At 68.7% G+C, this 24,693-nt stretch carries 17 protein-coding genes and 2 pseudogenes; 8 read left to right on the top strand and 11 right to left on the bottom strand.

Going from position 1 to position 24,693, the window contains the following annotated elements; genetic code table 11:
- Positions 1 to 162: 162 nt before the first annotated feature.
- Positions 163 to 499, top strand: a pseudogene (locus CRT23_RS29175) (transposase); the annotation flags it as partial.
- Positions 500 to 960: 461 nt separating this feature from the next.
- On the opposite strand, the gene dcd reads toward CRT23_RS29175, so the two are convergent.
- Complete coding sequence (dcd, locus tag CRT23_RS29170) at positions 961 to 1,305, bottom strand: dCTP deaminase (RefSeq protein WP_245436314.1); 345 nt, start codon at positions 1,303 to 1,305, stop codon at positions 961 to 963.
- Positions 1,306 to 2,353: 1,048 nt separating this feature from the next.
- On the opposite strand from dcd, the gene CRT23_RS17340 reads away from it, so the two are divergent.
- The 4 genes from CRT23_RS17340 to CRT23_RS17325 all read left to right on the top strand — a co-directional run bounded on the left by CRT23_RS17340 (position 2,354) and on the right by CRT23_RS17325 (position 8,048).
- Positions 2,354 to 4,879: a heavy metal translocating P-type ATPase gene (locus tag CRT23_RS17340; protein WP_181017381.1), complete on the top strand. Its 2,526-nt coding sequence runs from the start codon at positions 2,354 to 2,356 to the stop codon at positions 4,877 to 4,879.
- Positions 4,876 to 5,403 carry a Cu(I)-responsive transcriptional regulator gene (gene cueR, locus CRT23_RS17335; protein WP_103710662.1) on the top strand — a complete coding sequence of 176 codons (528 nt, stop codon included), beginning with the start codon at positions 4,876 to 4,878 and terminating at the stop codon, positions 5,401 to 5,403. The genes CRT23_RS17340 and cueR overlap by 4 nt, the downstream gene beginning before the upstream one ends.
- A gap of 93 nt (positions 5,404 to 5,496) precedes the next feature.
- Positions 5,497 to 6,672 carry a M20 aminoacylase family protein gene (locus CRT23_RS17330; RefSeq protein WP_103710661.1) on the top strand — a complete coding sequence of 392 codons (1,176 nt, stop codon included), beginning with the start codon at positions 5,497 to 5,499 and terminating at the stop codon, positions 6,670 to 6,672.
- Positions 6,673 to 6,965: 293 nt separating this feature from the next.
- On the top strand, positions 6,966 to 8,048 hold the full coding sequence (locus CRT23_RS17325; protein ID WP_103710660.1) for a molybdopterin-dependent oxidoreductase: 1,083 nt from the start codon (positions 6,966 to 6,968) through the stop codon (positions 8,046 to 8,048).
- A 701-nt stretch (positions 8,049 to 8,749) separates the two neighbouring features.
- Here CRT23_RS17325 and CRT23_RS17320 read toward each other — a convergent pair.
- The 7 genes from CRT23_RS17320 to rimP form a co-directional block, all read right to left on the bottom strand.
- A complete protein-coding gene (locus tag CRT23_RS17320) occupies positions 8,750 to 9,322 on the bottom strand; it encodes a hypothetical protein (protein WP_103710659.1) in 573 nt (190 codons plus the stop codon).
- 586 nt (positions 9,323 to 9,908) lie between these two features.
- Positions 9,909 to 10,937, bottom strand: coding sequence for a tRNA pseudouridine(55) synthase TruB (truB, locus tag CRT23_RS17315; RefSeq protein WP_082512830.1), 1,029 nt, complete (start codon positions 10,935 to 10,937; stop codon positions 9,909 to 9,911).
- A 133-nt stretch (positions 10,938 to 11,070) separates the two neighbouring features.
- Positions 11,071 to 11,505, bottom strand: coding sequence for a 30S ribosome-binding factor RbfA (gene rbfA, locus CRT23_RS17310; RefSeq protein WP_055948176.1), 435 nt, complete (start codon positions 11,503 to 11,505; stop codon positions 11,071 to 11,073).
- Positions 11,506 to 11,802: 297 nt separating this feature from the next.
- Entirely contained in the window at positions 11,803 to 14,718 is a 2,916-nt protein-coding gene (infB, locus tag CRT23_RS17305) for a translation initiation factor IF-2 (RefSeq protein WP_103710658.1), read from the bottom strand.
- 73 nt (positions 14,719 to 14,791) lie between these two features.
- A complete protein-coding gene (locus CRT23_RS17300) occupies positions 14,792 to 15,535 on the bottom strand; it encodes an RNA-binding protein (RefSeq protein ID WP_103710657.1) in 744 nt (247 codons plus the stop codon).
- A 75-nt stretch (positions 15,536 to 15,610) separates the two neighbouring features.
- Positions 15,611 to 17,212 (bottom strand): transcription termination factor NusA, encoded by a 1,602-nt coding sequence (gene nusA / locus CRT23_RS17295; protein WP_055948184.1) that lies wholly within the window; start codon positions 17,210 to 17,212, stop codon positions 15,611 to 15,613.
- An 82-nt stretch (positions 17,213 to 17,294) separates the two neighbouring features.
- A complete protein-coding gene (gene rimP, locus CRT23_RS17290) occupies positions 17,295 to 18,107 on the bottom strand; it encodes a ribosome maturation factor RimP (protein WP_103710656.1) in 813 nt (270 codons plus the stop codon).
- Between the two features lie 495 nt (positions 18,108 to 18,602).
- Between rimP and CRT23_RS17285 the strand changes: the two are divergent.
- Positions 18,603 to 18,920: pseudogene (locus CRT23_RS17285) on the top strand (chloramphenicol acetyltransferase); the annotation flags it as partial.
- Positions 18,921 to 19,514: 594 nt separating this feature from the next.
- Here the strand turns inward: CRT23_RS17285 and CRT23_RS17280 are convergent.
- On the bottom strand, positions 19,515 to 20,549 hold the full coding sequence (locus CRT23_RS17280; RefSeq protein ID WP_055948190.1) for an aspartate-semialdehyde dehydrogenase: 1,035 nt from the start codon (positions 20,547 to 20,549) through the stop codon (positions 19,515 to 19,517).
- A 266-nt stretch (positions 20,550 to 20,815) separates the two neighbouring features.
- Positions 20,816 to 21,829, bottom strand: coding sequence for an LLM class flavin-dependent oxidoreductase (locus CRT23_RS17275; protein ID WP_103710695.1), 1,014 nt, complete (start codon positions 21,827 to 21,829; stop codon positions 20,816 to 20,818).
- Between the two features lie 402 nt (positions 21,830 to 22,231).
- On the opposite strand from CRT23_RS17275, the gene CRT23_RS17270 reads away from it, so the two are divergent.
- Positions 22,232 to 22,966, top strand: coding sequence for a hypothetical protein (locus CRT23_RS17270; RefSeq protein ID WP_055948191.1), 735 nt, complete (start codon positions 22,232 to 22,234; stop codon positions 22,964 to 22,966).
- A 103-nt stretch (positions 22,967 to 23,069) separates the two neighbouring features.
- On the top strand, positions 23,070 to 23,477 hold the full coding sequence (locus tag CRT23_RS17265) for a hypothetical protein (protein ID WP_055948194.1): 408 nt from the start codon (positions 23,070 to 23,072) through the stop codon (positions 23,475 to 23,477).
- Positions 23,478 to 23,567: 90 nt separating this feature from the next.
- On the opposite strand, the gene leuB is transcribed toward CRT23_RS17265, so the two are convergent.
- Complete coding sequence (gene leuB / locus CRT23_RS17260; protein ID WP_103710654.1) at positions 23,568 to 24,674, bottom strand: 3-isopropylmalate dehydrogenase; 1,107 nt, start codon at positions 24,672 to 24,674, stop codon at positions 23,568 to 23,570.
- Positions 24,675 to 24,693 lie beyond the last annotated feature (19 nt).

Genomic DNA, 24,693 nt, shown 5'->3' with positions numbered 1-24,693 from the left:
TCGCTCGGGAAAGACACGTCGATTCCAGTGGCTGCCGGCCGGATCGTGCCCCACCGGACGGTCCTGAGGAACGACGTTCCGAACGCCTTCGGGACCTACCACGACCTCGTCCGGGCGAGCGGCTCGACCACCTACCGGCTGGGGGACACGTTCGTGCCGACCATCGTTGAGCGCGTTGCCCCCGGCAGCGTCTTTCACGCCGATGAGGCCAAGGGCTGGGATCGCCTCCACGCCTCGTTCAAGACCCACCTCATTTATCACCAGCAAGCGTACAGCGCTGACGCCGCCTGCACCAATCCAGGCTGAGTCGTTCTTCTCCCGCCTTCGCCGCGCTGAGATGGGCGTGCATCACCACGTCGCCGGCCCCTACCTCGCCGCCTACGCTGGCGAGATGGCTTGGGGCGAGAACCACCGCCGCGTGAGCAACGGTGAGCGGTACGCCCTCATCGCAGGCGCTGCCTTTACGCACGCCCCGTCGAAGGTCTGGAAGGGTTACTAGCAGCGGCACACCGCGCGAAGGCGGCTCGATATGGCCCTCCCTCAGATCGTCAACACGCTTCCTGCTAAGCGAGACGAGATCGAAGAGCATATCAAGATGCTTCGCGACTAGCTTCGAGCGGCAGAGAGCGACCTATCAGCCGTAACGGCCGTCCTCTCCCTCTAAGCTTTCGCCCACCACGCAGACGCGCTTCCCAGCCTACGCCCATCTCAACCGGCTGTTCCGCTTATGGGGAGATGTTCACGCTGGCCAAGAAAGCCATTGCCGAGGCTAGCAAGCCACTCACAACGCGAGGAATTGCCTTGGCGATCATCTGCGCCAAGCGCTGGGATGAGCGGGATATGATGCTACGAAAGGCGGTCGCCTATCCCCTTACCCAATCCCTAACGCGGGCCCTACAGCAGGGACGAATTATTGGAAGGGGTAAAAGGCAAAACGTCAGATTTTGAGACGTTTGGGAACTAGGAGCCAGAAGATTTCTGCCCAGCAAAAATTCCGCCGTAGCCCTTATTTGGCGTCCCGTAAGTCTGCTCGAAAATAAGCTGACAAACCGCCATGCCTTGATCAAGGACAATCGTGTTTGAGCCTGAATTAAAAATTTCTAACTGGATATTCCCGCTAAATCCAGAGTGAATAGTCGGTGCAGTGACGTGAATACCGACACCCAATCTTGCAAGAGAACTTTTGCCCTCTACTCGCGCCGCGATACGGGATTTAAAGGGCAGCTCAACTTCTTCAAGCGTCCAGCCGAGTACAAAGCCGCCTGGCTTAAGAGTAAAGCTATTCTGCTGAACTTTGTCCTGCATTTATTGCAAGTTTATATAAGAATACCCCGGCTGACCGGGGTGTATAGTTGTTCCTGGCATGCTTTTCCAGGTTGCAAATCGGTCAGATAAGGTGAGATCAAGCGTAGTTGAGCTTAGTGCCGCATCCAAATTTGGCTGCGGCGATATGATGATCTGACCACTCTTAAGCGCCGTTTCAATCTCTCTATCTGTAAGGATCATTTGGCGCCCACCGACTATTTGGTTTTACGCAGTCTGCAGAACCCTGTCTGAGACAACCTCTGACTCAGGGATCCATATACGCCAGCGACCAGAGGCCGACTCGCGAGGAAGTTCAATAAGATACTGCCCCTTCTGCACATTTAAAGGAGCGCCCACGTTAATGGTCCCGTTTTGAAAGTGGCGGCTTGACAAAGCCACTTCCTCGCTAGGGCCATTGACCGTTACGATGCTAACGACGGCCTCGGAAGGCCCTGGGCCGTCGGCTATCTTCGTGCACTTAACGAGCATGGTGGCCTCTTGGTTCGAGAACAAAACAGGAACGCTCCTTGTCGTAAATGCCATACCGCGCACACACAACGAGAAACTTCTCCCCAAAGTTCACAGGTGCCGCATCACGATGCCGATAAGACACCTTGTGTGAACGGCTAAGCCAATCCCCTCGGATGGAATGGGCGGTTAACAGAAAGCGTAAAATCCGACTCTCTGGAGTTATGTGCTTATACGGTCACGCTTTGAGACGCAGTGCGGATGAACACGGGTCTCTAAATTTCGGGCGCTCGTGCTCACCTCAGCGCTTTTGGGTTAGGTTGCTGCATAATACCGAGGCTTTCTACGGCGTCGCCCCGAACCGGCTTCGGGGCGAACTGCGCGGGGCGGCCGGCACGAACGCGCAGGCGCTCAGGGTGGATCGCATGGACGCCTGGTACCGGGACCTGAACGTGTCCCCTCCCGTGTCGGCCTAGCGTCCGTCCGTCGCGCCGCCGCGGCGCGACGCGCGGGGGGCGCGCCGGGCGGCCGCCACCCACCCCCTTGACCTTCCCACCATGGGAACCCCCACATGGGGGACATGGACAAGCGCCCGCTCCTCGATTCCGCGATTCCCACGCCCGGCCGGCGCCTCGGCTTTCCGGTGGAGGGGCTGTCCTGCGCCTCCTGCGTCGGGCGGGTCGAGCGGGCGCTCCGGGCGCTGCCCGGGGCCCAGGAGGTCTCGGTCAACCTCGCCACCGGTTGGGCCGAGCTGCGTCTGCCCGGGCCGGGCGCCGCGGCGGTGGAGGCCGTCGCCCGGGCGGGCTACGGGGTGCCGGAGACCGTCACGGCCCTGGAGATCGCCGGGCTGTCCTGCGCCTCCTGCGTCGGCCGGGTGGAGCGCGCGCTGGGCGCCGTCCCGGACGTCACGGCGGTCGCTGTCAACCTCGCCACCGGTCGCGCCGAGATCCGCCACCCCGAGGGGCTGGTGGCGCGCCGGGACCTGGAGGCCGCGGTCGTGAAGGCGGGCTACCAGCCGCAGGCCCCGGGCGAGGCACCGGTCGCGGCCCGGGAGGCCCGCCAGGCGCGGGAGGGGGCGGGCCTGCGCCGCGACCTCGTCGCAGCGGCCGTCCTGTCGGCGCCCGTCGTCCTCCTCGACATGGGCGGCCACCTCGTCCCGGGCTTCGGCCACGCGGTTCACGGCGCGCTCGGCGCCGGGGCCGGCTGGATCCAGGCCGGACTCGCCACCCTGGTGCTCGCCGGACCCGGGGCCCGCTTCTTCCGCCAGGGCCTGCCCGCCCTGGTCCGCGGCCATCCGGACATGAACGCCCTCGTGGCCCTCGGGTCCGGCGCCGCCTACCTCTATTCCCTGGTCGCGGTCCTGGCGCCGGAGCTGCTCCCGCCCGGGACGGCCCATCTCTACTTCGAGGCCGCGACCCTCATCGTCACGCTGATCCTCCTCGGCCGGACCCTCGAGGCGCGGGCCAGGGGGCGGACGGGCGCGGCCATCGCGCGCCTGGTCGGCCTCAGCCCCGCCACCGCGCGGGTGATCCGCGACGGCGTCGAGACGGAGGTGGCCCAGGCCAGCCTCCGGCGCGGGGACGTGGTCCGGGTCCGCCCGGGCGAGCGGGTGGCCGCCGACGGCACCCTGGTCTCCGGGGCGAGCTACGTCGACGAGAGCATGATCACCGGCGAGCCGGTGCCGGTGGCCAAGGCGCCCGGCGACGGGGCGGTGGGCGGCACCCTCAACACCCATGGCAGCTTCGACCTGCGGGTAGATTCCGTCGGAGCCGAGACCGTGCTCGCCCGGATCGTCCGTATGGTCGAGGCGGCGCAGGGCGCCAAGCTGCCGATCCAGGCCCTGGTCGACCGGGTCACGGGCTGGTTCGTGCCCGCGGTCATCGCCGCCGCGGCGGCGACCTTCGCGGGCTGGCTCGCCTTCGGCCCGAGTTCCGCCGACGCCCCCGCCCTCGGCCTCGCGCTGGTCAACGCCATCGCGGTGCTCATCATCGCCTGCCCCTGCGCCATGGGCCTCGCGACCCCGACCTCCATCATGGTCGGCACCGGCCGGGCGGCGGAGCTCGGCGTGCTGTTCCGCAACGGCGGCGCGCTCCAGCGCCTGTGCGCGGTCCGGGTCGTCGCCCTCGACAAGACCGGAACGCTGACCCTCGGCCGCCCGACCCTCACCGACCTCGTCGCCGCGCCGGGCATCGCGGCGGACGAGGCCCTGCGCCTGGCCGCGAGCCTCGAATCCCGCTCCGAGCACCCCGTCGCCCGCAGCCTCGTGGCGGGGGCCGCGGCGCGCGGCCTGGCCCTCGGATCGGTGACGGACTTCGCGGCGGAGCCCGGCTACGGCATCGCCGGCACGGTGGAGGGCCGCACGGTCGTGGTGGGGGCCAAGCGCTTCCTTGATCGCCGCGGCATCGCCGCCGGGGCCCTGGAGACCGAGGCCGACCGCCTCGCCCGGGACGGCCGCAGCCCCCTCTACGTCGCCCTCGACGGGCGCCTCGCCGCCGTGATGGCCGTGGCGGACCCGATCAAGCCCGGCGCGGCGGACGCCGTGGCGGCCCTGCGCGCCCGCGGCCTCGTGGTGGCGATGGTCACCGGGGACGGGCAGGCGGCCGCGGAGGCCGTGGCCCGCACCCTCGGCATCGCGTCGGTCGCGGCCGAGATCCTGCCCGGCGGCAAGGTCGCGGCGGTGCAGGCCCTGCGCGCCCGCCACGGCGCGGTGGCCTTCGTGGGCGACGGCATCAACGACGCGCCGGCCCTGGCCGAGGCCGATGTCGGGATCGCCATCGGCACCGGCACCGACATCGCGGTGGACGCCGCCGACGTGGTGCTGATGTCGGGCGCCCTCTCGGGCCTGGTCAGCGCCCTCCGGCTCTCGGCCGCGGTGATGCGCAACATCCGCCAGAACCTGTTCTGGGCCTTCGCCTACAACGTCGCGCTGATCCCGGTGGCGGCGGGGCTGCTCCACGCCGTCGGCGGGCCGCTGCTCTCGCCGGTCCTCGCCGCCGGCGCCATGGCGCTGTCGAGCGTCTTCGTCCTCGCCAACGCCCTGCGCCTGCGCCGGGCCGGCGGCAGGGTGACGATTCCGGGGGCGGCGACCCCGGGGGCTGGGGCATGAGCGCGGGGGCGATCACCATCGGCGAGGCCGCCCGCGCCACCGGCGTCTCGGCCAAGATGATCCGCTACTACGAGGAGACCGGCCTGCTGGCGCCGGCCGGCCGGACGGCCGCGGGCTACCGCCTCTACACCGGCGCCGACCTCCACGCCCTGCGCTTCGTGCGCCGGGCCCGCGACCTCGGCTTCACCATGGAGGACATCCGGGCGCTCCTCGCCCTCTGGCACGACCGCTCGCGGGCGAGCGCCCAGGTGCGGCGCCTCGCCCTCGACCACGTGGCGGACCTGCGGCGCCGGATCGACGCCCTGGACGGCATGGCCCGCACCCTGGAGGACCTCGCCGCCCATTGCGGCGGCGACGCCCGGCCCGACTGCCCGATCCTCGACGACCTCGCCAGCGGCCGGCAGGGCTTGGCCGGCAAGGGCTTGGGCGGCGAAAGCCTGACCGGCAAGGGCTTGACCGGCGCGACACCGCGGCAGGGGGAGCGCGACCCCGAAGGGGCGCCTTCGCGACGCGGGAAGCGTTGACCGCATTCCTGGCCTCTTGTTTGCTGGGTGAACGGCGTCGCAACCCCGGCGCGTCCCCCCTTGAGAGCCGTCGCCTCTCGAAAGTCGCTGTCCATGCCCGTCCTCGACCGGATCGCCGCCTTCGCGGACGAGATCGCCGCCTGGCGCCAGGATCTCCACGCGCATCCCGAGCTGCAATACGACGTCCACCGCACCGCCGGCTTCGTCGCCGACAAGCTGCGGGCCTTCGGCTGCGACACGGTCGCCACCGGCATCGGCCGCACCGGCGTCGTCGGCGTGATCCGGGGCCGCGCCCACGGCTCGAACCGGGCCATCGGCCTGCGCGCCGACATGGATGCCCTGCCGATCCAGGAGGCGCGCGACCTGCCCTACCGCTCCACGGTGCCGGGAAAGATGCATGCCTGCGGGCATGACGGGCACACCGCGATGCTGCTCGGGGCGGCGAAGTACCTCGCCGAGACCCGGGACTTCGACGGCACGGCGGTGCTGATCTTCCAGCCGGCCGAGGAGGGCGGCGGCGGCGGCGAGGCCATGGTCCGCGACGGCATGATGGAGCGCTTCGGCGTCGAGACCGTCTACGGCATGCACAACATCCCGGGCCAGGCGCTGGGCACCTTCGCCATCCGGCCGGGCCCGATCATGGCCTCCACGGACCGCTTCACCATCACCATCACGGGACGGGGCGGCCACGCCGCCCAGCCGCACAACGCCATCGACAGCGTGCTGGTGGCCAGCCACGTGATCACGGCCCTGCAATCCGTGGTGTCGCGCACCGTCGATCCCCTGGAGAGCGCGGTGGTCTCGGTCTGCGCCCTGGAGGCGGGGGAGGCCTTCAACGTGCTGCCCCAATGCGTGGTCCTGCGGGGCACCATGCGGGCGCTCTCGAAGCCGATGCGGGCCCTGGTCCAGGACCGGATCAGCGCGATCGTCACCCACGTGCCGCGGGGCTTCGGCGCCACGGGCACCATCGAATTCAACAGCGGCTATCCCATCACCGAGAACCATCCGGCGGAGACGGACTTCATCGCCGACGTGGCGGCGGAGCTCGTCGGCGAGGCCGGGATCGAGCGGGCCGTGGCGCCCATGATGGCGGCGGAGGATTTCTCCTACATGCTCGCCCACCGCCCCGGCGCCTACATCTTCCTCGGCAACGGCGACAGCGCCGGCCTGCACCACCCCGACTACGACTTCAACGACGCCGCCGCGCCCTACGGCGCCTCGCTCTGGGCCCGGGTGATCGAGACGGGGCTGCCGATCCGGGGCGCGTGAGGCGGGGCGCGCCGCGCGGGCCGACCGATGGCCCTGACTTGACCCTGACTTGACCCTCACTTGGCCCTGCGCCGGGAACGGCACCCGATCCGCTCGACCCGGCGCGGGACGGCTTGCGACCCCGACCGGGTATCCCGACGAGGCCCTGCGCGTTTCCGGACCGTCCGTTCGTCGGCCCCGGGGCGATGGCGCGCGACGCCGCTCCGCGCGCGGCGTCATCCCCCGGGTCCGCGATTGAGCCTTACCGCCGCCGGCGCGTTCACGTCCGTGTCCTCACCCGAACGGAAGCCGCGATGTCGAGCCCCTCTGAGCGAAAGGCTCGCCTGATCGTCCATGGCGACCAGCCCTACAATGCCGAACCGCCCCTCGGCCGCCTCCGCGCCGCCTACCGGACCCCGGCGGAGGACTTCTATGTCCGCTCGCATGGCGACCTGCCGGATCTCGAACCGGAAACCTGGAGGCTCACCGTCGATGGCGGAGACGGTGTCACGGGCGAGCTGTCGCTGCACGACCTGCAGATCCGCTTCCCGGAAGTCACGGTCACGGCCACGATGCAGTGCGCCGGGAATCGTCGCGCCGACCTGCGTGCGGTTGCCCCGGTCTCCGGCGATCCTTGGGATGCCGGGGCCATCGGAACGGCGGCGTGGACCGGCGTCCGGCTCGGCGACGTTCTGCGCGCGTTCGGGGTCACGGGCGACGCCGGTCTCCATGTGGCCTTCGAGAGCCACGACCGCGTCGAGGGGCGCCCCTACGGAGCCTCGATCCCCCTCGCCAAGGCCATGGCGCCCGAGACCTTGCTCGCCCACGCCATGAACGGCGCGCCTCTGCTGCCCGAGCACGGCTTCCCGGTCCGCGCCGTCGTGCCGGGCTTTGCCGGCGTGCGCAGCCCCAAATGGCTCCGCCGCCTCGCGGTGCAGCGCCACCCGTCCGACAACCCGATTCAGGCCGACGATTACAAGCTGTACCCGCCCGACGTGACCGCGGAGAGCGCGGACCCCACTCGGGGGCACACCATCGACACGATGCCGCTGAACGCGGCGATCTGCGAGCCGGACCGCGGCGCCACCCTCAAGGCCGGGCCGAACCGGGTCCGCGGCTACGCGGTGAGTGGCGACAGGGCCATTGTCCGTGTCGATGTCTCCGGGAATGGAGGCCGGTCCTGGAGGCAGGCCGACCTCGAGCACGAGACGGATGCGCCGTTCGCCTGGACCTTCTGGAGCGTGGACCTGGATCTGCCGCCAGGCGAACACGAGCTCGCCGTCCGCGCCTGGGATGCCGCCGGCCAAACGCAGCCGGCGTTGCCGGACGATGTCTGGAACCACAAAGGCTATCTCTGCACCTGCTGGCACCGGCTGCGTGTGCGGGCGGAGGCCTGACTCACCGGTTTGTCCCAAGCACGCGGAGCGCGTTTAGTGCGCAGCCCCCCGGATTGTTGCCGACATCGTCGCGGACTTGCCCCGCATCCCGCGGGCCGCCTGCGCGGGTGACGCCTCCAGCCCGACGGTTCGCGCGGCGCCGGGACGGGGAACGGCAGGGGCGGGACTCGCACGACATCGTGGTCCCCTGCGAGGACCGGAGCGCGGCGGCGTTCGCGACCGTCCCGGCTGCGCAGATCGACCGCCTTCGGGACGTCCGGTTCGCGGGCTGGCCTGGCCTGGAAGCGGCGGTCCGACGGGGGGCGATGACATCAGGGACGCGGGACAGGGCGATCCAGGGACCCCTGATCCCGCAGCCTGGGCTGACGAAAGCTGTCCGCCGCGCTCGACGCGGCCGCCTTCCGCTCCGTCGCCGGTGGCGGCATCGATCTCATGTGGGACGGCCCGGGCGGCGCCGATACCGTCGCGCGCGGCCCTTCAATCCTGACGGTCGATGTTCTCGATGCCTCGAGGTCTGCGCGGCTTCAGGTCGGCGGTGGGTCGGAGGCCTGGTTGTCGGGGGTCCCGCCCACGGCGATCACGGCAAACGACATCTTATTCATTAAGCGCATCAGCGATGGTCGTAATTTCGTAAGCTTGGCAGATCCTGCGCGCACGCCGCGCAGGATCTGATGTCTTAAAATGCCTTTCGTCCGCGGCTATCAGGCATCGGCGTTGCGTGAGAGACTGAGGACCGGCGGCCCGGAAATGTAAGTCTTAAAGAATTCTGCAGCCTCTGCCATGTCATTCGCGCGATCTGTCTCGACAGCAGCGTCCATCGCGCGCTTGAATTCACCAGATAGAAGGGCAATGTAGAAATCTGATTGAGCGAATTCACTTCGATATCTATCATTCTCCGGCTCATCCTTGATCGCTGCAAGTTGTAGATTTTTCTCCTTGTCGGTCATTGTGCGGTCGCTACGGATACGGTCTTCCACGGCCCCCCAGTTGTCAAACCGCTCGGCGACTTGGCTCTGACCGATAGCGATGATGATGGAGCGAGGTTCTTTCGCCCTCTGCGCTGCCGCGTCCCGCTCCGCTTGGGTGACGTTGAAGATGACCGCGGCGCCCGAGGCTTGTCGGGCGGCAGGGCCCGGAGCGGGTGACAGGCCCTGGGCCGTCTTGATCAGGTCGTTGGCATCACCGGAGGCCGGCTGCGCCGAGGGAGGCCGTCCGAGCTCCCGCAGCAGCGAGAGGACGGAACTGGACCGCGCGGACATTTCGCTCACGTACATGATGGTTCTCCAATGGATCGGCGCTCGGATCCTCATTGCGGGCCATGCTGTCCGCGGGCGCGCGATCGCGGAGCAGGCCGACGATCATGGGGGCCTTGCCATTGAAAAGGGTGTTAAACCACCGGCCTAGACTGTCTCGGCATGAGACTCTCAGGCTAAAATGTTTCGATGGATTGGAGCAGTCCGACACCGGTGCGCGCCCTGAACTGGAGAGACGGGTGCCGGTGCGGTGCGTGCCTGCCGAAGCCGCAGCGACCACGGGCGGCGCGTCGGAGATCGAAGGCCCGGAACGCGGCTCATGGAGGGCGCCGCGCGCAACGACTCGACACGACGCGACGGCACCCCCCGTCCTGCGGGGGGGCGGTCGCTCTGGTTGGACGACGGAGCCGCGTCACGTCGGCCCGGGGCCGCGCGGCGGAGCCCGGGATGGCACGCCTGTGGCGCGTCCCTTCGGGTTCCGCGCTCGGGGGCGGTGACGGGGACCGGCGGCGCGGGGCGGTCGCCGGACGAAGGAGGGGGCCTGCGCGTGCCGCTGCTGTGCGCGCCCGCGGTCACCCTCTCCGGGGGGAGGGGGCGAACGCCCTGCTCAGGCCGGGCGGTTGGCCGTTCCGCCGAGGTGGAACACCCGGTGCGGCACCAGTTCGCCGCGCTCGACGTCGCCCACCGCCACGAGGATGCCGCCGCAGGTGGCGAAGGCCTTGCCCTCCACCGGGGCGTCCCGCCCGCGCAGGATCACCGGCTGGCCGCGCATCAGGCGCAGGGCCATGTCGCGGGAGACCGGCACCGACGGGACCGCATCGAGGGCGGTCTCGACCGGATGGAGATGGCCGGCATTGCCGTCCGGCCCGGCTTCCTCGAGGGCGGCGACCTGGCAGGCATCCGCTTCCGTGAAGGGGCCGACCCGGGTGCGGCGCAGGGCCGAGACGTGGCCGTAGCAGCCGAGCAGGCGGCCGAGGTCGCGGGCGATGGCGCGGACATAGGTGCCCTTGCCGCAGGCGGCCTCGATCACCGTGCGCTCGGGGCTGTGCTCCACCACCGCCAGATGGTCGATCTGGACCGGGCGGGCCACCAGCACGACCTCCTCGCCGTCGCGGGCGAGGTCGTAGGCGCGCTCGCCCGCGATCTTGATCGCCGAGTAGCGCGGCGGCACCTGCTCGATGGCGCCGATGAAGGTCGGCAGCGCCGCCGCGACGGCCTCCCGGGTCGGGCGCGCCTCGCTGGTGGCCACCGGCCGGCCCTCGGCATCGTCGGTGTCGGTCTCGATGCCCCAGGTCACGGTGAAGATGTAGGCCTTGCGCCCGTCCATCACGAACGGAACCGTCTTGGTCGCCTCGCCCAGGGCGATCGGCAGGATGCCGGAGGCCAGGGGGTCGAGGGTGCCGGCATGGCCCGCCTTCTTGGCGTTGAAGGCGCGCTTCACCACCGCGACCGCGTGGGTCGAGGTCATGCCGACGCCCTTGTCGAGGATCACCCAGCCGTTGACGTCGCGGCGCTTCGGCCGATCGGGACGCGGCGCGCCCCGCGGCGGTCGCCGGCCCTCGGCGGCCACGGGCCGGTCCGCCGGATTCGGCAGCGCTGAGCCCTCGGTGCGCTCGACGGTCGGTTCGTTGATCATGGGGGTCCTCGGTCAATGATCATAGGGGGCGGGCGGCACGTCCTGCGCCGTCATCCGTCCCGGTCGGGGTTCGCTGTTCGGTGTCTCCGCCGCCGCGGGCCGGAGACCCTGCACCGCTCAAGCGCGCTGCGCGTCAGGCGGCATCGGGGTCCGAGGCGCCGTCGTCCTTCTCCGCATCCGGCGATTCGAGGTCTCGGCGCACCTTATCAGTCCGCAGCAGGGCGTCGATCCGGTCGGCCTCGTCGAAGGTCTCGTCGCGCAGGAAGCGCAGGTCGGGGGCGTATTTGAGGTTCACCCGTCGGGCGACCTCCTGGCGCAGCGCCTTCTTGTTGCGGGCCAGCGCGGCCAGGACCGGCGCCTCGTCGAGGCCGCCGAGCGGCATGATGTAGGCGGTGGCGAGCTTCAGGTCCGGTGACATCCGCACCTCCGGCACGGTGATGACGTGGGCGCTCAGCACCGGGTCCTGGATATCGCCGCGCTGGAGAACCTCGGCGATGGCGTGGCGGATCAGCTCGGCGACGCGCTGCTGGCGCTGCGAGGGTCCGGTGGGGGTCTGTCTCTGGGCCATGTCGGGTTCTGATCGTCTTCTCGTCGAAACGGTTCGACACCGGCGCGCCGGAAGCCGCGGACGATGCGTCGCTGAAACGGAACATCGAGGTGCCGCCGCACGGAAACGCCGAGCCGGCTGAAACGAAGCGGACGTCGAAGGCGACCCTCTTAGCGCAGTTCGCCGTCCGGGATATAGGCCCGTCGCGTCAGTTTCCGCGTCGTCTTTCCGCGGAAGAAACGCGTGCGGGCTCCAAAATGCACGACGGGGCCGCGACCTCGTCGCGACCCCGCTGGTATTCGGAAGCGAATCAACCGCTCAGAGCGTGCGGCGGATCTCCTCGACCCGGTAGCATTCGATGGTGTCGCCGGCCCGCATATCCTGGAAGTTCTCGAAGGACATACCGCACTCGTAGCCGGCGGTGACTTCCTTCGCGTCGTCCTTCAAGCGCTTCAGCTGGGCGAGCTTGCCCTCGTGGATGACCACGCTGTCGCGAATCAGTCGGACATGCGCCCCACGCTGGACCACACCGTCGGTGATGCGGCAACCGGCGATCTTGCCGACCTTCGAGACGTCGAAGATCTGCAGGATCTGGGCCTCGCCGAGACGCTCCTCGCGAAGGGTCGGCGGCAGCATGCCCGAGAGGGTCGACTTAATGTCATCCACGAGGTCGTAGATGATGTTGTAGTAGCGGATCTCGACGCCGTTCCGCTCGGCCGACTCGCGCGCTTCCTTGTGGGCCCGCACGTTGAAGCCGATGACGACGGCCTTCGAGGCCTCCGCCAGGGTGATGTCCGATTCGGTGATACCGCCGACGCCCGCGAGCAGGATGCGCGCCGACACCTCGTCGTTGCCGAGCTTCTCCAGCGCGCCGTTGATGGCCTCGACCGAGCCCTGCACGTCGCCCTTGACGACGAGCGCCAGTTCCTTGCGGCCGGCGCCCTCCTTCAGGTCGCGCATCATGTCCACGAGCGAGCGGTTGGCACCGCCGGTGCGCGCGGCCAGGCGCTCGCGCTTCTGGCGAGCCCGGTACTCGGTGACCTCCCGCGCCCGCGCCTCGTTCGGCACGACTACGACGCGGTCGCCCGCATCCGGGGTGCCGTTGAAGCCGAGCACCTCCACCGGGACCGACGGTCCGGCGTAGGGCACGTTCTCGCCCTTGTCATCGATGAGGGCACGCACGCGGCCCCACTCGGCACCGGCCACGACGATGTCGCCGGTGAACAGGGTGCCGCGCTGGACCAGGACCGTCGCCACCGGGCCGCGACCGCGATCGAGCTTGGCCTCGATGACCGTGCCCTCACCGTCACGCGTCTCGTTGGCGCGCAGGTTCATGATTTCGGCCTGGAGCTGCAGGCCCTCGAGAAGCTCCGGCAGACCGTCGCCGGTCTTGGCCGAAACCTCGAACTCGAGAGTCTCGCCGCCCATGGACTCGACCTGGATGTCGTGCTGCAGCAGCTCGGTGCGCACCCGCTGAGGGTTCGCCTCGGGCTTGTCGATCTTGTTGATTGCCACGATGAGCGGCACGCCGGCCGCCTTGGCGTGAGAGATCGCCTCCACCGTCTGGGGCATGACGCCGTCATCGGCCGCCACCACGAGCACGACGATGTCCGTCACCTTGGCGCCGCGGGCGCGCATCGAGGTGAAGGCTGCGTGGCCGGGGGTGTCGATGAAGGTGACCATGTCGCCGCTCGGGGCTGCAACCTGATAAGCACCGATGTGCTGCGTAATGCCGCCGGCCTCGTAGGAGACGACGGTGGTCTTGCGGATCGCGTCGAGGAGCGAGGTCTTGCCGTGGTCGACGTGGCCCATGATCGTGACGACCGGGGGACGCGGATCGAGATCCTCCTCCAGCTCGGGCTCGTCGCTGAACAGGCCTTCTTCGACGTCCGACTCCGCGACGCGGCGCACAGTGTGGCCAAGTTCCTCGGCAATCAGCTGCGCTGAATCCGAGTCGATCACGTCGGTGATCTTGTGGATCTCGCCCTGCTTCATCAGCAGACGGATGACATCCACCGCTCGCTCCGACATGCGGTTGGCGAGTTCCTGGATCGTGATCGTCTCCGGGATGATGACTTCGCGGGAGAGCTTTTCTTTCTGCTCGACCTGCCGGTTTCCGCTCATGCGTTGCTGGCGGCGGCGGAACGAGGCGACGGAGCGCGTGCGCTCGTCTTCACCCGAGGTGGCGGTAGCAATCGTGAGGCGGCCGCGGTTGCGGTCACCACCTGGCTGCTTCGGTGTCTTGGGCGGCGTGATGATCTTGAGCGGCATGCCCGGGCGGCGGATCACGCGCTTCTGCTCGCTCTCCTCCTCAGCAGCCTGCGGACGACCCGCCGTGCGGGCCGGCGTGGCACCACCGGCCGGACGAGCGGCCGTTGCGGCCGTCGGGGCGGTGGGCTCAGGCTCCGGCGCCGGAGCGGGACGAGCCATGAAGTTGAGATCGCGCGGCTTGCGCACGTCCGCCGTAATGGTCTTGCGCGGTTCTGCCGTGGCCGGACGCGCCGTCAACGGCGGGCGGGCAGCCGGACGGGCAGGAGTTGCTGTTGCGGCCGGACGGGCCGGCGCAGCGGCAGCGGCGGGACGCTCTGCCGCCGGAGCGGCTGCGGGGGGCGCCGAGCGAACGATCGTCGGAGCCGCGGGCATCGGAGCGGTCTTCGACACCGTCGGGGCAGAGGCCGGCGCGGCCTGTTCCTTGGCTGCCTCCTGCGCCGCAGCTTCGGCGGCGCGCTGCGCCTCCTCGGCGGCACGACGCTCCTCGTCCTCTTTGCGGCGGCGGGCCTCTTCTTCGCGCTTCTTGGCCTCGGCCGCTTCACGCTCGCGCTGCTCGGCAGCCAGGCGCTCACGCTCCGCAGCGGCTTCCGCCTCGGCACGGTTGCGGGCCTCCGTCTCGCGACGCTGGGCGTCGGCGAGGGCGGCGGCGCGGGCATCGCGCTCCTGCTCGCTGAGCGTCCGCAGGACGACGCCGTTCGCCGAGCGCTGGGCCGGGCGCGGAGCCGCTGGCGGCGGGGGCGGGGCCACCCGCGTCGCAGGGGCGACGGGCGTCGTCTCACGCGCTGGGGCAGCCGGAGCCGCACCGATGACACGGCGCTTCACCGTCTCGACCACGACCTGCTTGGTGCGGCCATGGGAGAAGCTCTGACGCACCGTTCCCTGCTCGATCGGACGCTTCAAGGACAGCGGCTTCGAAGGGGGTCTCGCCTGCGTCTTGTCGCCCGGATTGTTCGTATCGCTCATTCAGTCCAAACCCTGAGGGTTTCCATCGTCCCGTGAACCGGCAAACTGCTGTGCGCCGGGTAGATCCGTCACTTCAATCGTCGTGCAGATCGGAAACGGCCTGCCCAATGCGGGCGGAGCCGGCCTCCTCGGCCGTCGTCGCCAAACCCTCGAAGGAGCGGAGCCGACGCCAACGCGCAAGGCAGCCGGAAGCTCCGACTCCTGCGACGAGAGCCGCATGTATCACATGATCCCGACCCAAGGCCATGTCCAATTCTTCATTGGACAGGTCATCGATGACGGGAATGCACGATATGGCACTGCCATGCCGCCGGTGCAATGCCGCGACGATCTTCCGCCGTCCGTCGGCGCTGCCGTCGGACGCTTGAATCACTGCCGCGACGCCGGCCTTGTCGCCGATGGCCGACTCCACCTTGGCAAAGCCCGCGACGACGCATCCGGCCTTGTTGGCCAGGGACAACGACTGACGCAGGTCGGCGCGCAGACCCTCCGCGATGCGGTCGGCGAGATCGGATGCGACTGCATCCTTGCTCTTGAAGGCGCGCTGGAACGCACGTCGCTTCACCGCTTCATTGACCACCACACGTGTGGGGGTCAGCCAGGCGCCCCGGCCCGGCAGGCGGGCTCGGAGATCCGGCACTACGGTGCCGTCGGGTCCGAGCACGAAGCGGATCAAGCCGGATGGCGCCTGCGTCACGCGTGTGACGAGGCATGTGCGCAGAGCATTGGCACGACCTCGCCCCAGACCCGGATCGAGCAGCGTGCTCGGATCCGGTTCTGCAGCGGCGTCGGTCACGTCTGCGGTTTCGCCCGTCATGCGGCGTGGGAGTCTCTCGTCGACCGGAACATATCCCCCGCGATCGACGACCGCGGGGCGCAATGATTCGCGTCGTCAGGCCGAAGCGGGTTCTTCGTCGGTGGTCTCGGCGGCTTCGGTCTCGGCCGGCGCCTCGATCCAGCCGGCATGGACACGGGCCGTCATGACCATCGCCTCCGCCTCCGCCCGCGAAATCTCGAAACCGTCGAGATAGCCTGCGTGCCGCTTGGCCTCGGGGCCACGCCCCTCGGTGTAGCCCACCAGATCGTCTGTAGCGCAGCCGGCGAGGTCCTCGATCGTCTTCACGTCATTCTCGCCCAGCGCCACCAGCATGGGCGTGGTGATGCCGTCGATCTCGCGCAACTCGTCTTGGACGCCGAGTTCCTGCCGCTTGGCATCGAATTCCGATTCGACGCGGGCGAGGTGATCCTGGGCGCGGGCCTGGATCTCGGTTCCGCTTTCCTCGTCGAGGCCCTGGATGTTGGCGAGCTCGCCCGGTTCGACATAGGCGATCTCCTCGACGTTGCGGAAGCCTTCCGCTGCCAGGAGCTGCCCCACGGTCTCGTCGACATCGAGGGCTTCCATGAAGATCGCGGTGCGCTCGGCGAATTCCTTCTGACGGCGCTCCGACTCCTCGGCCTCGGTAAGGATGTCGATATCCCAGCCCGTGAGCTGTGAGGCGAGGCGCACGTTCTGGCCGCGGCGGCCGATCGCCAGCGAGAGCTGGTCGTCGGGTACCACCACCTCGATACGGTCGGCCTCCTCGTCCAGCACCACCTTGACCACTTCTGCCGGCTGCAGCGCGTTGACGATGAAGGTCGCCTGGTCCTCGGACCACGGGATGATGTCGATCTTCTCGCCCTGAAGCTCACCGACGACCGCCTGGACGCGGGAGCCGCGCATGCCGACGCACGCGCCGACTGGGTCGATCGAGCCGTCCCGCGAGATCACCGCGATCTTGGCGCGCGAGCCCGGATCGCGGGCCACCGCCTTCACTTCGACGATGCCGTCGTAGATCTCCGGCACTTCCTGGCCGAAGAGCTTGGCCATGAATTGCGGGTGCGAGCGCGAGAGGAAGATCTGCGGCCCGCGTACCTCGCGGCGCACGTCGAAAAGGTAGGACCGGATGCGGTCGCCCGGACGGAAGGTTTCACGCGGGATCATCTCGTCGCGGCGCACGATGCCTTCACCGCGACCAAGGTCGACGATGACGTTGCCGTACTCGACGCGCTTCACGAGACCGTTCACGACCTCGCCGATCCGGTCTTTGTACTCGTCGAACTGACGGTCGCGCTCGGCGTCGCGCACCTTCTGCACGATGACCTGCTTGGCCGACTGAGCGGCGACGCGCCCGAAATCGAAGGGCGGCAGGGTGTCGGAGATCACGTCGCCCACGAGGGCGCCGGGGTTGTAGCGGCGGGCCTGGTCGAGGGTGACCTCTCGAGCATCGTTCTCAACCTGATCCACCACCACGAGGTGGCGCGACAGGCGCAACGCGCCGGTCTTGGGGTCAATCTCGGCATGCACGTCCGTCTCGGCCCCGTAGCGGGAGCGCGCGGCCTTGGCGATCGCTTCTTCCATCGCGTCGATGACGATGGAGCGGTCGATCACCTTCTCGCGGGCAACCGCTTCGGCGATCTGCAGGAGTTCGAGCCTGTTGGCGCTGACGACGGCCATCGGTTTTCGTCCTTCTCTTCGTCGTAGGGCGTTCACATCCCGCATCCCGGGCCACGGCGGCACCGGGAGATCGGGGGAAAAACTAGTGGAGCTTGCCATCTTCCTTCACCCGCACCGCCTTGGTGCGGACGGGCTTGGCCTTGTTCTTCGCCTTGATGGCGAGGCTTTCCTCGGTCTCGATCTTGACGGGCTTGGGCCTCTGCGAGGCCTTCGGCTTCAGGGGCCGGGTCACCTTTTTCTTCAGCGGAGCGGGGGGCAACTCGGCCTCCGCCTCGATCTCATCCGACTCTTCGTCATCGTCGTCCGCGTCCAGGACGGGCGGACCGCCGCGGCGAAGCGATTCGCGCACGAGTTCGTCGGTGAGCACGAGGTAGGCGTCGCCGAGGTCGCGCAGCGGCAGATCGATGCGGCTCGGCAAGCCCTCCTTCACGTCGGGCAGGTCGATCGGCACCGTGAGCCCGTCGGGGTTCGGCGCGCCGATGATGCCCCGGAAGCGCTTGCGGCCGTCCATCGGCATGGCGAGCTCCACCTTGGCCTCGTAGCCGGCCCAGCGCGCGAAATCGACAGCCCGCACCAGGGGACGGTCGATCCCCGGCGAGGAGACTTCGAGGTAGTAGGCCTTGCCCACGGGGTCGTCGAGGTCGAGGAGCGGCGAGATCGCCCGGCTCACCGCCTCGCAATCGTCCACCGTCATGGTGCCGTCCGGCCGCTCGGCCATGATCTGCACCGTGCAGCCATTGGCACTCGACACCTTCACCCGAACCACTCGGTAGCCCAGGCCCTGGATCGAGGCCTCGATCACCTGCACCACCCGCGCAGCCACGCCCGTCTCGGTGATCAGGCGCTTCTCGGTGAGGTCGCTGTGCGACGCGTCGGTTTTGGAATGGTCCGCCATGCTGCGCTTGAAGTCCGGCCTTGTCCGAGGCGATCCGGCGCGGGAGGCGTTGCGGCAATAAAAAAGAGCGGACCCGGTGGGGCCCACTCCCGAACCGCAGTCTCACAACTGCAACCAGAACTGATAATCGCAAAGTAGGCTGGTTCGCCGCGGTTTTCAAGCGGTTTCGGCCGATCCGGTCGCGGCCGGCGTCGCGTCGTGGAACGAGAGCGGACGAGCCATCGTGCCGTTCCAGGGCTGCGCAGCGAAGCCCGGAATCCGGAACCGCCGGTGGTGCAAGGCCTGACACCGTCGATGGAACCGAATTCCGGGCTCGCCTCCGGCGCCCCGGAATGACGAGGAGCCTCCCGACGGGCATGCGATCACAGGCGGTTCGATCCTGCATGACGACCACCGCAGACCCGAGCCTTCCTCGAAGCCCCCTCGACCGATCCCTTCGCCATCTTCCGCGGCGCCTGGACCGGACGCTTTCCCGAGGAGACCGACTTCCCGAATCGCGGTGATACGATCATCGGCCACGACGTCTGGCTCGGCTATGACTGCACCATCCTGCCGGGCGTCACCGTCGGCACCGGCACCGTGGTGGCGGCGAAATCCGTTGTGACCCGCGACGTGCCTCCCTACGCCATCGTCGCCGGCAACCCGGCCACCGTCGTGCGGATGCGGGTGCCGCCGGAGGTGGCGGAACGGCTGCTCGCCGTGGCGTGGTGGGACTGGACGCCTGAGCGGATCACACGCTGCTTGTCGGCGATCAGCGGTGGGGATGTGGAGGCCTTGGAGGCCGAGGGGGCACGAATTCAGGCCGACCGATGAGCCATCATCGCCGTCAGAACGGGTCGTATCCGGGCGGCCAGCAGGGTTCTCGCGGCGATGCGACGATGGTCTCGGCTTTCCATCGACGCAGGATCACGACGAACGCATTTCTGTCTCCCTGCCGGAGAGGCTGGGCGAGCAAGCGAAGTCGGCCGCGCATTTGCTGCTGCAAAGCGTCCTCCGAGACTTCATTGCTCAACAGACTGGTCAGTAATGCCCAGATCTCCGGGGCCTAACCCAATCTCGTCGAGGGCGATGCAGACAGCGAGATGCCGCTTGAGCAGGAAAAAATCCTTACGATCTGAGTACGATCGCTAAAATTTGCGGCTTTCGCGGCCGGTGGCAGAGCATCGAGCGGGTAACCGTCGCCGGCTGAGCGTTCCTGAGAACGAGCCTGGGATCTCACATCATGGCGCGCTTGTAGGCGCTACGTACCTGCTTTCTCGCATGGCCCTATGGGAAAACATTCAAAGAATGGTGGCGTCAGGTTGCCGGATCCTGAAACGCCGTACGCCGCCCCACGGGGTGGGACGGCGCTGAATGCAACTTTGTCGGCCCCTGAGATTCGGCGACCGGTCTCACATGCTATCGAGCTCAGGCGGCCGCCTGCGCTCGCTTCAAGAGCTTCCGGTTCACCAGCATCTCGGCGATCTGCACGGTGTTGAGGGCCGCGCCCTTGCGCAGGTTGTCGGCGACGCACCAGAACGAGAGGCCGTTCTCCACCGTCGCGTCTTCGCGGATGCGGGAGACGTAGGTGGCGTCCTCACCGGCCGCCTCGTGAGGGGTCATGTAGCCGCCGGGCTCGCGCTTATCGACGACCATGAGGCCGGGAGCCGAGCGCAGGATCGCGGTGGCCTGCTCGGCCGTGATCGGGCGCTCGAACTCGACGTTCACCGCCTCGGCGTGGCCGATGAAGACCGGCACCCGCACGGCGGTGGCCGTGAGCTTGATCTTGGGGTCGAGCATCTTCTTGGTCTCGGCGACCATCTTCCACTCTTCCTTCGTGTAGCCGTCTTCCATGAACACATCGATGTGCGGAATGACGTTGAAGGCGATGCGCTTGGGGAACTTCTCGGCCTTGATCTCGCCGGCGGTGAAGACCGAGCGGGTCTGCTGGAAGAGTTCGTCCATGGCGTCCTTGCCGGCCCCGGAGACCGACTGGTAGGTCGCCACCACCACGCGCTTGATCGTGGCCGCATCGTGCAGGGGCTTCAGCGCGACCACGAGCTGCGCCGTGGAGCAGTTCGGGTTGGCGATGATGTTGAGCTTGGAGAAGCCGTGGATGGCCTCCGGATTCACCTCGGGCACGATCAGCGGCACGTCCTGGTGGTAGCGGAAGGCCGACGAGTTATCGATCACCACGCAACCGGATTGACCGATGCGGGGCGACCATTCCTTCGAGGTCTCACCGCCGGCCGACATCAGGCAGATGTCGGTGTCCGAGAAGTCGTAGGAATCGAGTGCCTTCACCTTCAGGATCTTGTCGCCGAAGGAGACGTCCTGGCCGGCCGAGCGGCGCGAGGCAATCGCCACCACCTCGTCCGCCGGAAAGGCGCGCTCGGACAGGATGTCCAGCATTTCGCGGCCCACATTGCCCGTGGCACCCACGACGGCGACCTTGTAACCCATTGCTCTTCACTCCGCTCTGCGCGGGCGCCAAGGCCGGTGCGACGCTCGCCGGTCTGGCGAGCCGCAGCGTCCGGGTCCGGCGCCGTTCTCAAGCCTCCCTGCCGTGCGCCGAGCCGCCCGTGGCAGCCGGCGGCCCGCCGGCCGCGAAGGTTCCGCGGCCCGATCCCGGTCCGCTCCGTATGGGACCCGCCGCACCGCAGCATGAGTCGCCAAGCGCGGGAGCAAGACGCCTCGCTCCCGCCGCTGTCAAGGGTCGGGCGCCCCGATTACGCCACGAGGGCGGCCGGGGCAGCGCCGAGGGCGTCGCGGGCCTCCGCCAGGATGGCGTAGGATCGCTGCCGCGCGCCCTGGTCGTGAATCGCCGCCGCGACCATGATCTCGTCGGCGCCGGTCTCGCGGATCAGCGCGGCGAGTCCCTGCCGCACGGTCTCCGGCGAGCCGACGAGGCTGCGGGCCAGCATCCGTGAAGCCTGTGCCTTCTCGTGAGGAGCCCAATAAGTCTCGATGTCGTCGATCGGCGGGCGTAGCAGGCCACGCGTGCCGCGCACGAGGTTGGTGAACTGCTGCTGGGCCGAGCTGAACAACCGGCGCGCCGCGGCGTCGCTCTCGGCCGCCACGACGTTCACGCCGATCATCGCGTACGGCCGGCTCAGCTGGGCCGAGGGTTGGAAGCGCTCGCGATAGATGGCGAGCGCGGGCAGCAGCTGCTCCGGGGCGAAGTGCGAGGCGAACGCATAAGGAAGCCCCAGCATTGCGGCGAGCTGCGCGCCGTAGGTGCTCGAGCCGAGGATCCAGAGCGGCACCTTCAGTCCGGTTCCGGGCACCGCCTGCACCGCCTGTCCGGGTTGCGGATCGCCGAAGAGCGCCTGAAGCTCCAGCACATCCTGCGGGAAGGTATCGGCGGCGTCGGGCGAGCGCCGCAGGGCGCGCGTGGTACGTGGGTCGGTGCCGGGCGCGCGTCCGAGGCCGAGATCGATCCGGCCGGGGAACAGGGTCTCCAGGGTGCCGAAATGCTCGGCGATGACCAGGGGGGCGTGGTTTGGCAGCATGATGCCGCCCGCGCCGACGCGGATCGTACGGGTGCCCGCCGCGACGTGCCCGATCACCACGGCCGTGGCCGCACTGGCGACGCCGATCATGTTGTGGTGCTCGGCCAGCCAAAAGCGACGATAGCCGTGGTCTTCGGCGTGCCGAGCGAGATCCACGCTGTTGCGCAGGGCATCAGCAGGCGTCGCACCCTCGGGTACGAAGGCGAGGTCGAGGACGGAAAGGGGGATCATGGAGTCCTTGTCTGTGTCGCGCGATGGTGCCCCGTGATCAGAGATCGCGATCGGCAGGGCGCGCTGCAAGCCGGAGCCGGCATGTGCCAACCGCATGGGTCGACACCAACGATTCACCCTGTCGTCGGAAAGGCCGCATCCGCGGCGTTCTTGGAAACCCCGGTTTGCAGGAATGCGGAGCAGGGTGCGCCCCGGCGGCGCGCGGCCGCCGGAAAACCCCGGAAGGCGATGCGAACGGTTTTCGAACGAGACGGAAGCGGCCCCGATGTGACGGCGGCGGAGCGGTTGCGCCTTCCGTGTCCGTCGGTCCGCCGCCTCACGCAGGTCTTTGCAGCCGGTGCCGTGGTCGCGATCTTAAGTCTTGCGGCACGAGGTGGAGGACCCGACCCGTCCGCGCAGGCCATGGAGACACCGGCTGGGCCCGGCTTCGTGCCGTCCTCCGTCCAGACCGTCCGCCCCGCGATGCCTCTCGCCCTGTCGGCGCCCCGCTTCCGCCTCGACGACTTCGAAGCCATCGAGGCGCCGCGCGCGGAGGCGGCCCGCCTCAACCCGTCGAACGGTCGTCGGGAAGACCTGTTGGTGCAGGGCGGCTTCGACACGATCGAGGCGCCCTACCTGCGCCTGATCCTGACCGAGGCATCCGCGACCGAGTCTGGCCCCGGCCTGTTCGTCACCCTGGCCCGACGGGCCGCGGATGGCCAGGGTCTGGCCGTGATCCGGACCGGAGAGCGTGGCGCCATCGAGACGAAGTTCGGCCCCGTGGAGACCCTCGACCTCACCCTCGGCGGCGAGGGCAAGCGTAGCTGTACGGGCTTTGCCAGCCTGAACCCCGGCACGCTCCGTCTCGACGGTTGGCTCTGCGCGCCCCTCGGACAGGCGCCGGAGCCGCGCGCCATCACCTGTCTCCTCGACAGGGTCTCTCTACAGGGTCAAGCGTCCCCAGAGGTCGAGGCCGCCTTCGTGGGCTTCGATGCCCGGCGCGATCCGGGATGCGGGCCACGTTCCCCCGTCGTGCCCGGGTCGCCGCAGGAGATCGGAAACGAGACCGGATCAATCCCGGGCCGGACCACCCGGAAAAGTTGGGCCACACGAAAAAATGAGGCCAAACTGCGGCGATCGCACGAAGCGCGGCCATAATCCGGGAACCTCGGCCGGGCTGGCACGTCTTCCCCCCATACGAAGGCCTCAGTTTCTTAAGGAAGCCCGGCCTACAGTCCCACAGCTTCAACGAAGGTGCGTCATGCGCTCTGTCTCGATTGCCCTGATGGGCGCTCTCACTCTCGCAGCCGTCGGCGCGAACACCGCTGCCGAGGCCCAGGGGCGCTACGCGCCGGCCGGCTACCGCGTTAGCCAGCCGCTGCCGATCCGCATCCGCCCGCGCAGCTGGCTCGACGCGGGCAACGTGGTCGAGGCGAACAATGGCTCGGTCAGCAACCCGGCGACCAACCCGCAGTTCATCACGGCGAGCTACCTGAACTCGCCGCCCTACGGCCGGAACGACCGCTTCGGTGGCGGCATCTTGTCCGATCCGATCACCAACGGCCCTTTTATCGGCGCCCGGTCGAGCGCGATCCGCAACGTCGACTTCTCGGCCGTCGACGCGATCGACCCGACCTCCTACGTCTCGCGCGTCGGCAATCCCTACTAAGATCCGCCCACCAGGCTGGACATGCGACGGGCCCCTCTCGGGGGCCCGTTTTCGTTCGTGCACCGTACGCGGGGAGACAGCGTCGCCGGTTCAGGCGGCCGCGTGCTTCAGCTCGCGAATGATGGCGTCGCCCATCTTGGCGGTGCTGATCGGCGTGGTACCCTCGGCGGCGATGTCCCGGGTCCGGGCTCCCGAAGCCAGGGTGCGGGTGACGGCCGTGTCCAGGAGGTCGGCGGCCTCACCCAGGCCGAAGGAATAGCGCAAGCACATGGCAAGCGAACCGATCATGGCGATCGGGTTCGCGTAGCCCTTGCCGGCGATGTCCGGGGCCGAGCCGTGGACCGGCTCGTAGAGGGCCTTGCGGCTGCCCTTGGCGTCGACGGCACCCAGCGATGCGGAGGGAAGCATGCCGAGGGAGCCGGTGAGCATCGCCGCCACGTCGGACAGCACATCGCCGAACAGGTTGTCGGTCACGAGGACGTCGTACTGCTTCGGGCGGCGGACCAGCTGCATGGCGCAGTTGTCGGCGAGCACGTGCTCCAGGCTGACGTCGCTGTACTCGGCGTGGACTCGGGTCACCACCTCCTTCCAGAGGACGCCCGACTTCATGACGTTGTGCTTCTCGGCCGAGGCGACCCGGCCCGAGCGCTTCCGGGCGAGGTCGAAGGCCACGTGAGCGATCCGCTCAATCTCCGCCGTGGTGTAGACCTGGGTGTCGACGGCACGCTTCGTACCGTCCGGAAGAGTGGTGATCTCCTTCGGCTCGCCGAAATAGACGCCGCCCGTGAGTTCGCGCACGATCATGATGTCGAGGCCCTCCACCAGCTCGCGCTTCAGGGCGGAGGCGTCGGCGAGGGCTGGGTAGCAAATCGCCGGGCGCAGGTTGGCGAAGAGGCCGAGATCCTTCCGTAGGCGCAGGAGGCCCGCCTCGGGTCGGATCTCGTAAGCGACATCCGCCCATTTCGGTCCGCCCACTGCGCCGAGCAGGATCGCATCGGCTGCATCGGCCCGCGCCAGGGCCGCGTCGGTCAGCGGCTTGCCGTGGGCGTCGATGGCGCTGCCACCGACGAGGTCGCGCTCGATCTCGAAGCGGGCGAGACCCAGCGCGTCGAGGGCACCGATCACCTTCTCGACTTCTGCCATCACCTCGGGGCCGATGCCGTCGCCGGGGAGGAGGAGGAGCTTGTAGGAGGTCATGGGATCAACTCGCGATAGA

This window comes from Methylobacterium sp. V23, assembly GCF_002917135.1.
Classification (GTDB): Bacteria; Pseudomonadota; Alphaproteobacteria; order Rhizobiales; family Beijerinckiaceae; genus Methylobacterium.
The sequence above is the reverse complement of the archived record's forward strand: the minus strand, read 5'-3'. Positions and strand labels throughout refer to the sequence as shown.

Coding starts and splice junctions, on each gene's coding strand:
- dcd (WP_245436314.1), bottom strand. CDS start 1,305: ATGCAGGACAAAGTTCAGCAGAATAGCTTTACTCTTAAGCCAGGCGGC.
- CRT23_RS17340 (WP_181017381.1), top strand. CDS start 2,354: ATGGACAAGCGCCCGCTCCTCGATTCCGCGATTCCCACGCCCGGCCGG.
- cueR (WP_103710662.1), top strand. CDS start 4,876: ATGAGCGCGGGGGCGATCACCATCGGCGAGGCCGCCCGCGCCACCGGC.
- CRT23_RS17330 (WP_103710661.1), top strand. CDS start 5,497: ATGCCCGTCCTCGACCGGATCGCCGCCTTCGCGGACGAGATCGCCGCC.
- CRT23_RS17325 (WP_103710660.1), top strand. CDS start 6,966: ATGTCGAGCCCCTCTGAGCGAAAGGCTCGCCTGATCGTCCATGGCGAC.
- CRT23_RS17320 (WP_103710659.1), bottom strand. CDS start 9,322: ATGTACGTGAGCGAAATGTCCGCGCGGTCCAGTTCCGTCCTCTCGCTG.
- truB (WP_082512830.1), bottom strand. CDS start 10,937: ATGATCAACGAACCGACCGTCGAGCGCACCGAGGGCTCAGCGCTGCCG.
- rbfA (WP_055948176.1), bottom strand. CDS start 11,505: ATGGCCCAGAGACAGACCCCCACCGGACCCTCGCAGCGCCAGCAGCGC.
- infB (WP_103710658.1), bottom strand. CDS start 14,718: ATGAGCGATACGAACAATCCGGGCGACAAGACGCAGGCGAGACCCCCT.
- CRT23_RS17300 (WP_103710657.1), bottom strand. CDS start 15,535: ATGACGGGCGAAACCGCAGACGTGACCGACGCCGCTGCAGAACCGGAT.
- nusA (WP_055948184.1), bottom strand. CDS start 17,212: ATGGCCGTCGTCAGCGCCAACAGGCTCGAACTCCTGCAGATCGCCGAA.
- rimP (WP_103710656.1), bottom strand. CDS start 18,107: ATGGCGGACCATTCCAAAACCGACGCGTCGCACAGCGACCTCACCGAG.
- CRT23_RS17280 (WP_055948190.1), bottom strand. CDS start 20,549: ATGGGTTACAAGGTCGCCGTCGTGGGTGCCACGGGCAATGTGGGCCGC.
- CRT23_RS17275 (WP_103710695.1), bottom strand. CDS start 21,829: ATGATCCCCCTTTCCGTCCTCGACCTCGCCTTCGTACCCGAGGGTGCG.
- CRT23_RS17270 (WP_055948191.1), top strand. CDS start 22,232: ATGGAGACACCGGCTGGGCCCGGCTTCGTGCCGTCCTCCGTCCAGACC.
- CRT23_RS17265 (WP_055948194.1), top strand. CDS start 23,070: ATGCGCTCTGTCTCGATTGCCCTGATGGGCGCTCTCACTCTCGCAGCC.
- leuB (WP_103710654.1), bottom strand. CDS start 24,674: ATGACCTCCTACAAGCTCCTCCTCCTCCCCGGCGACGGCATCGGCCCC.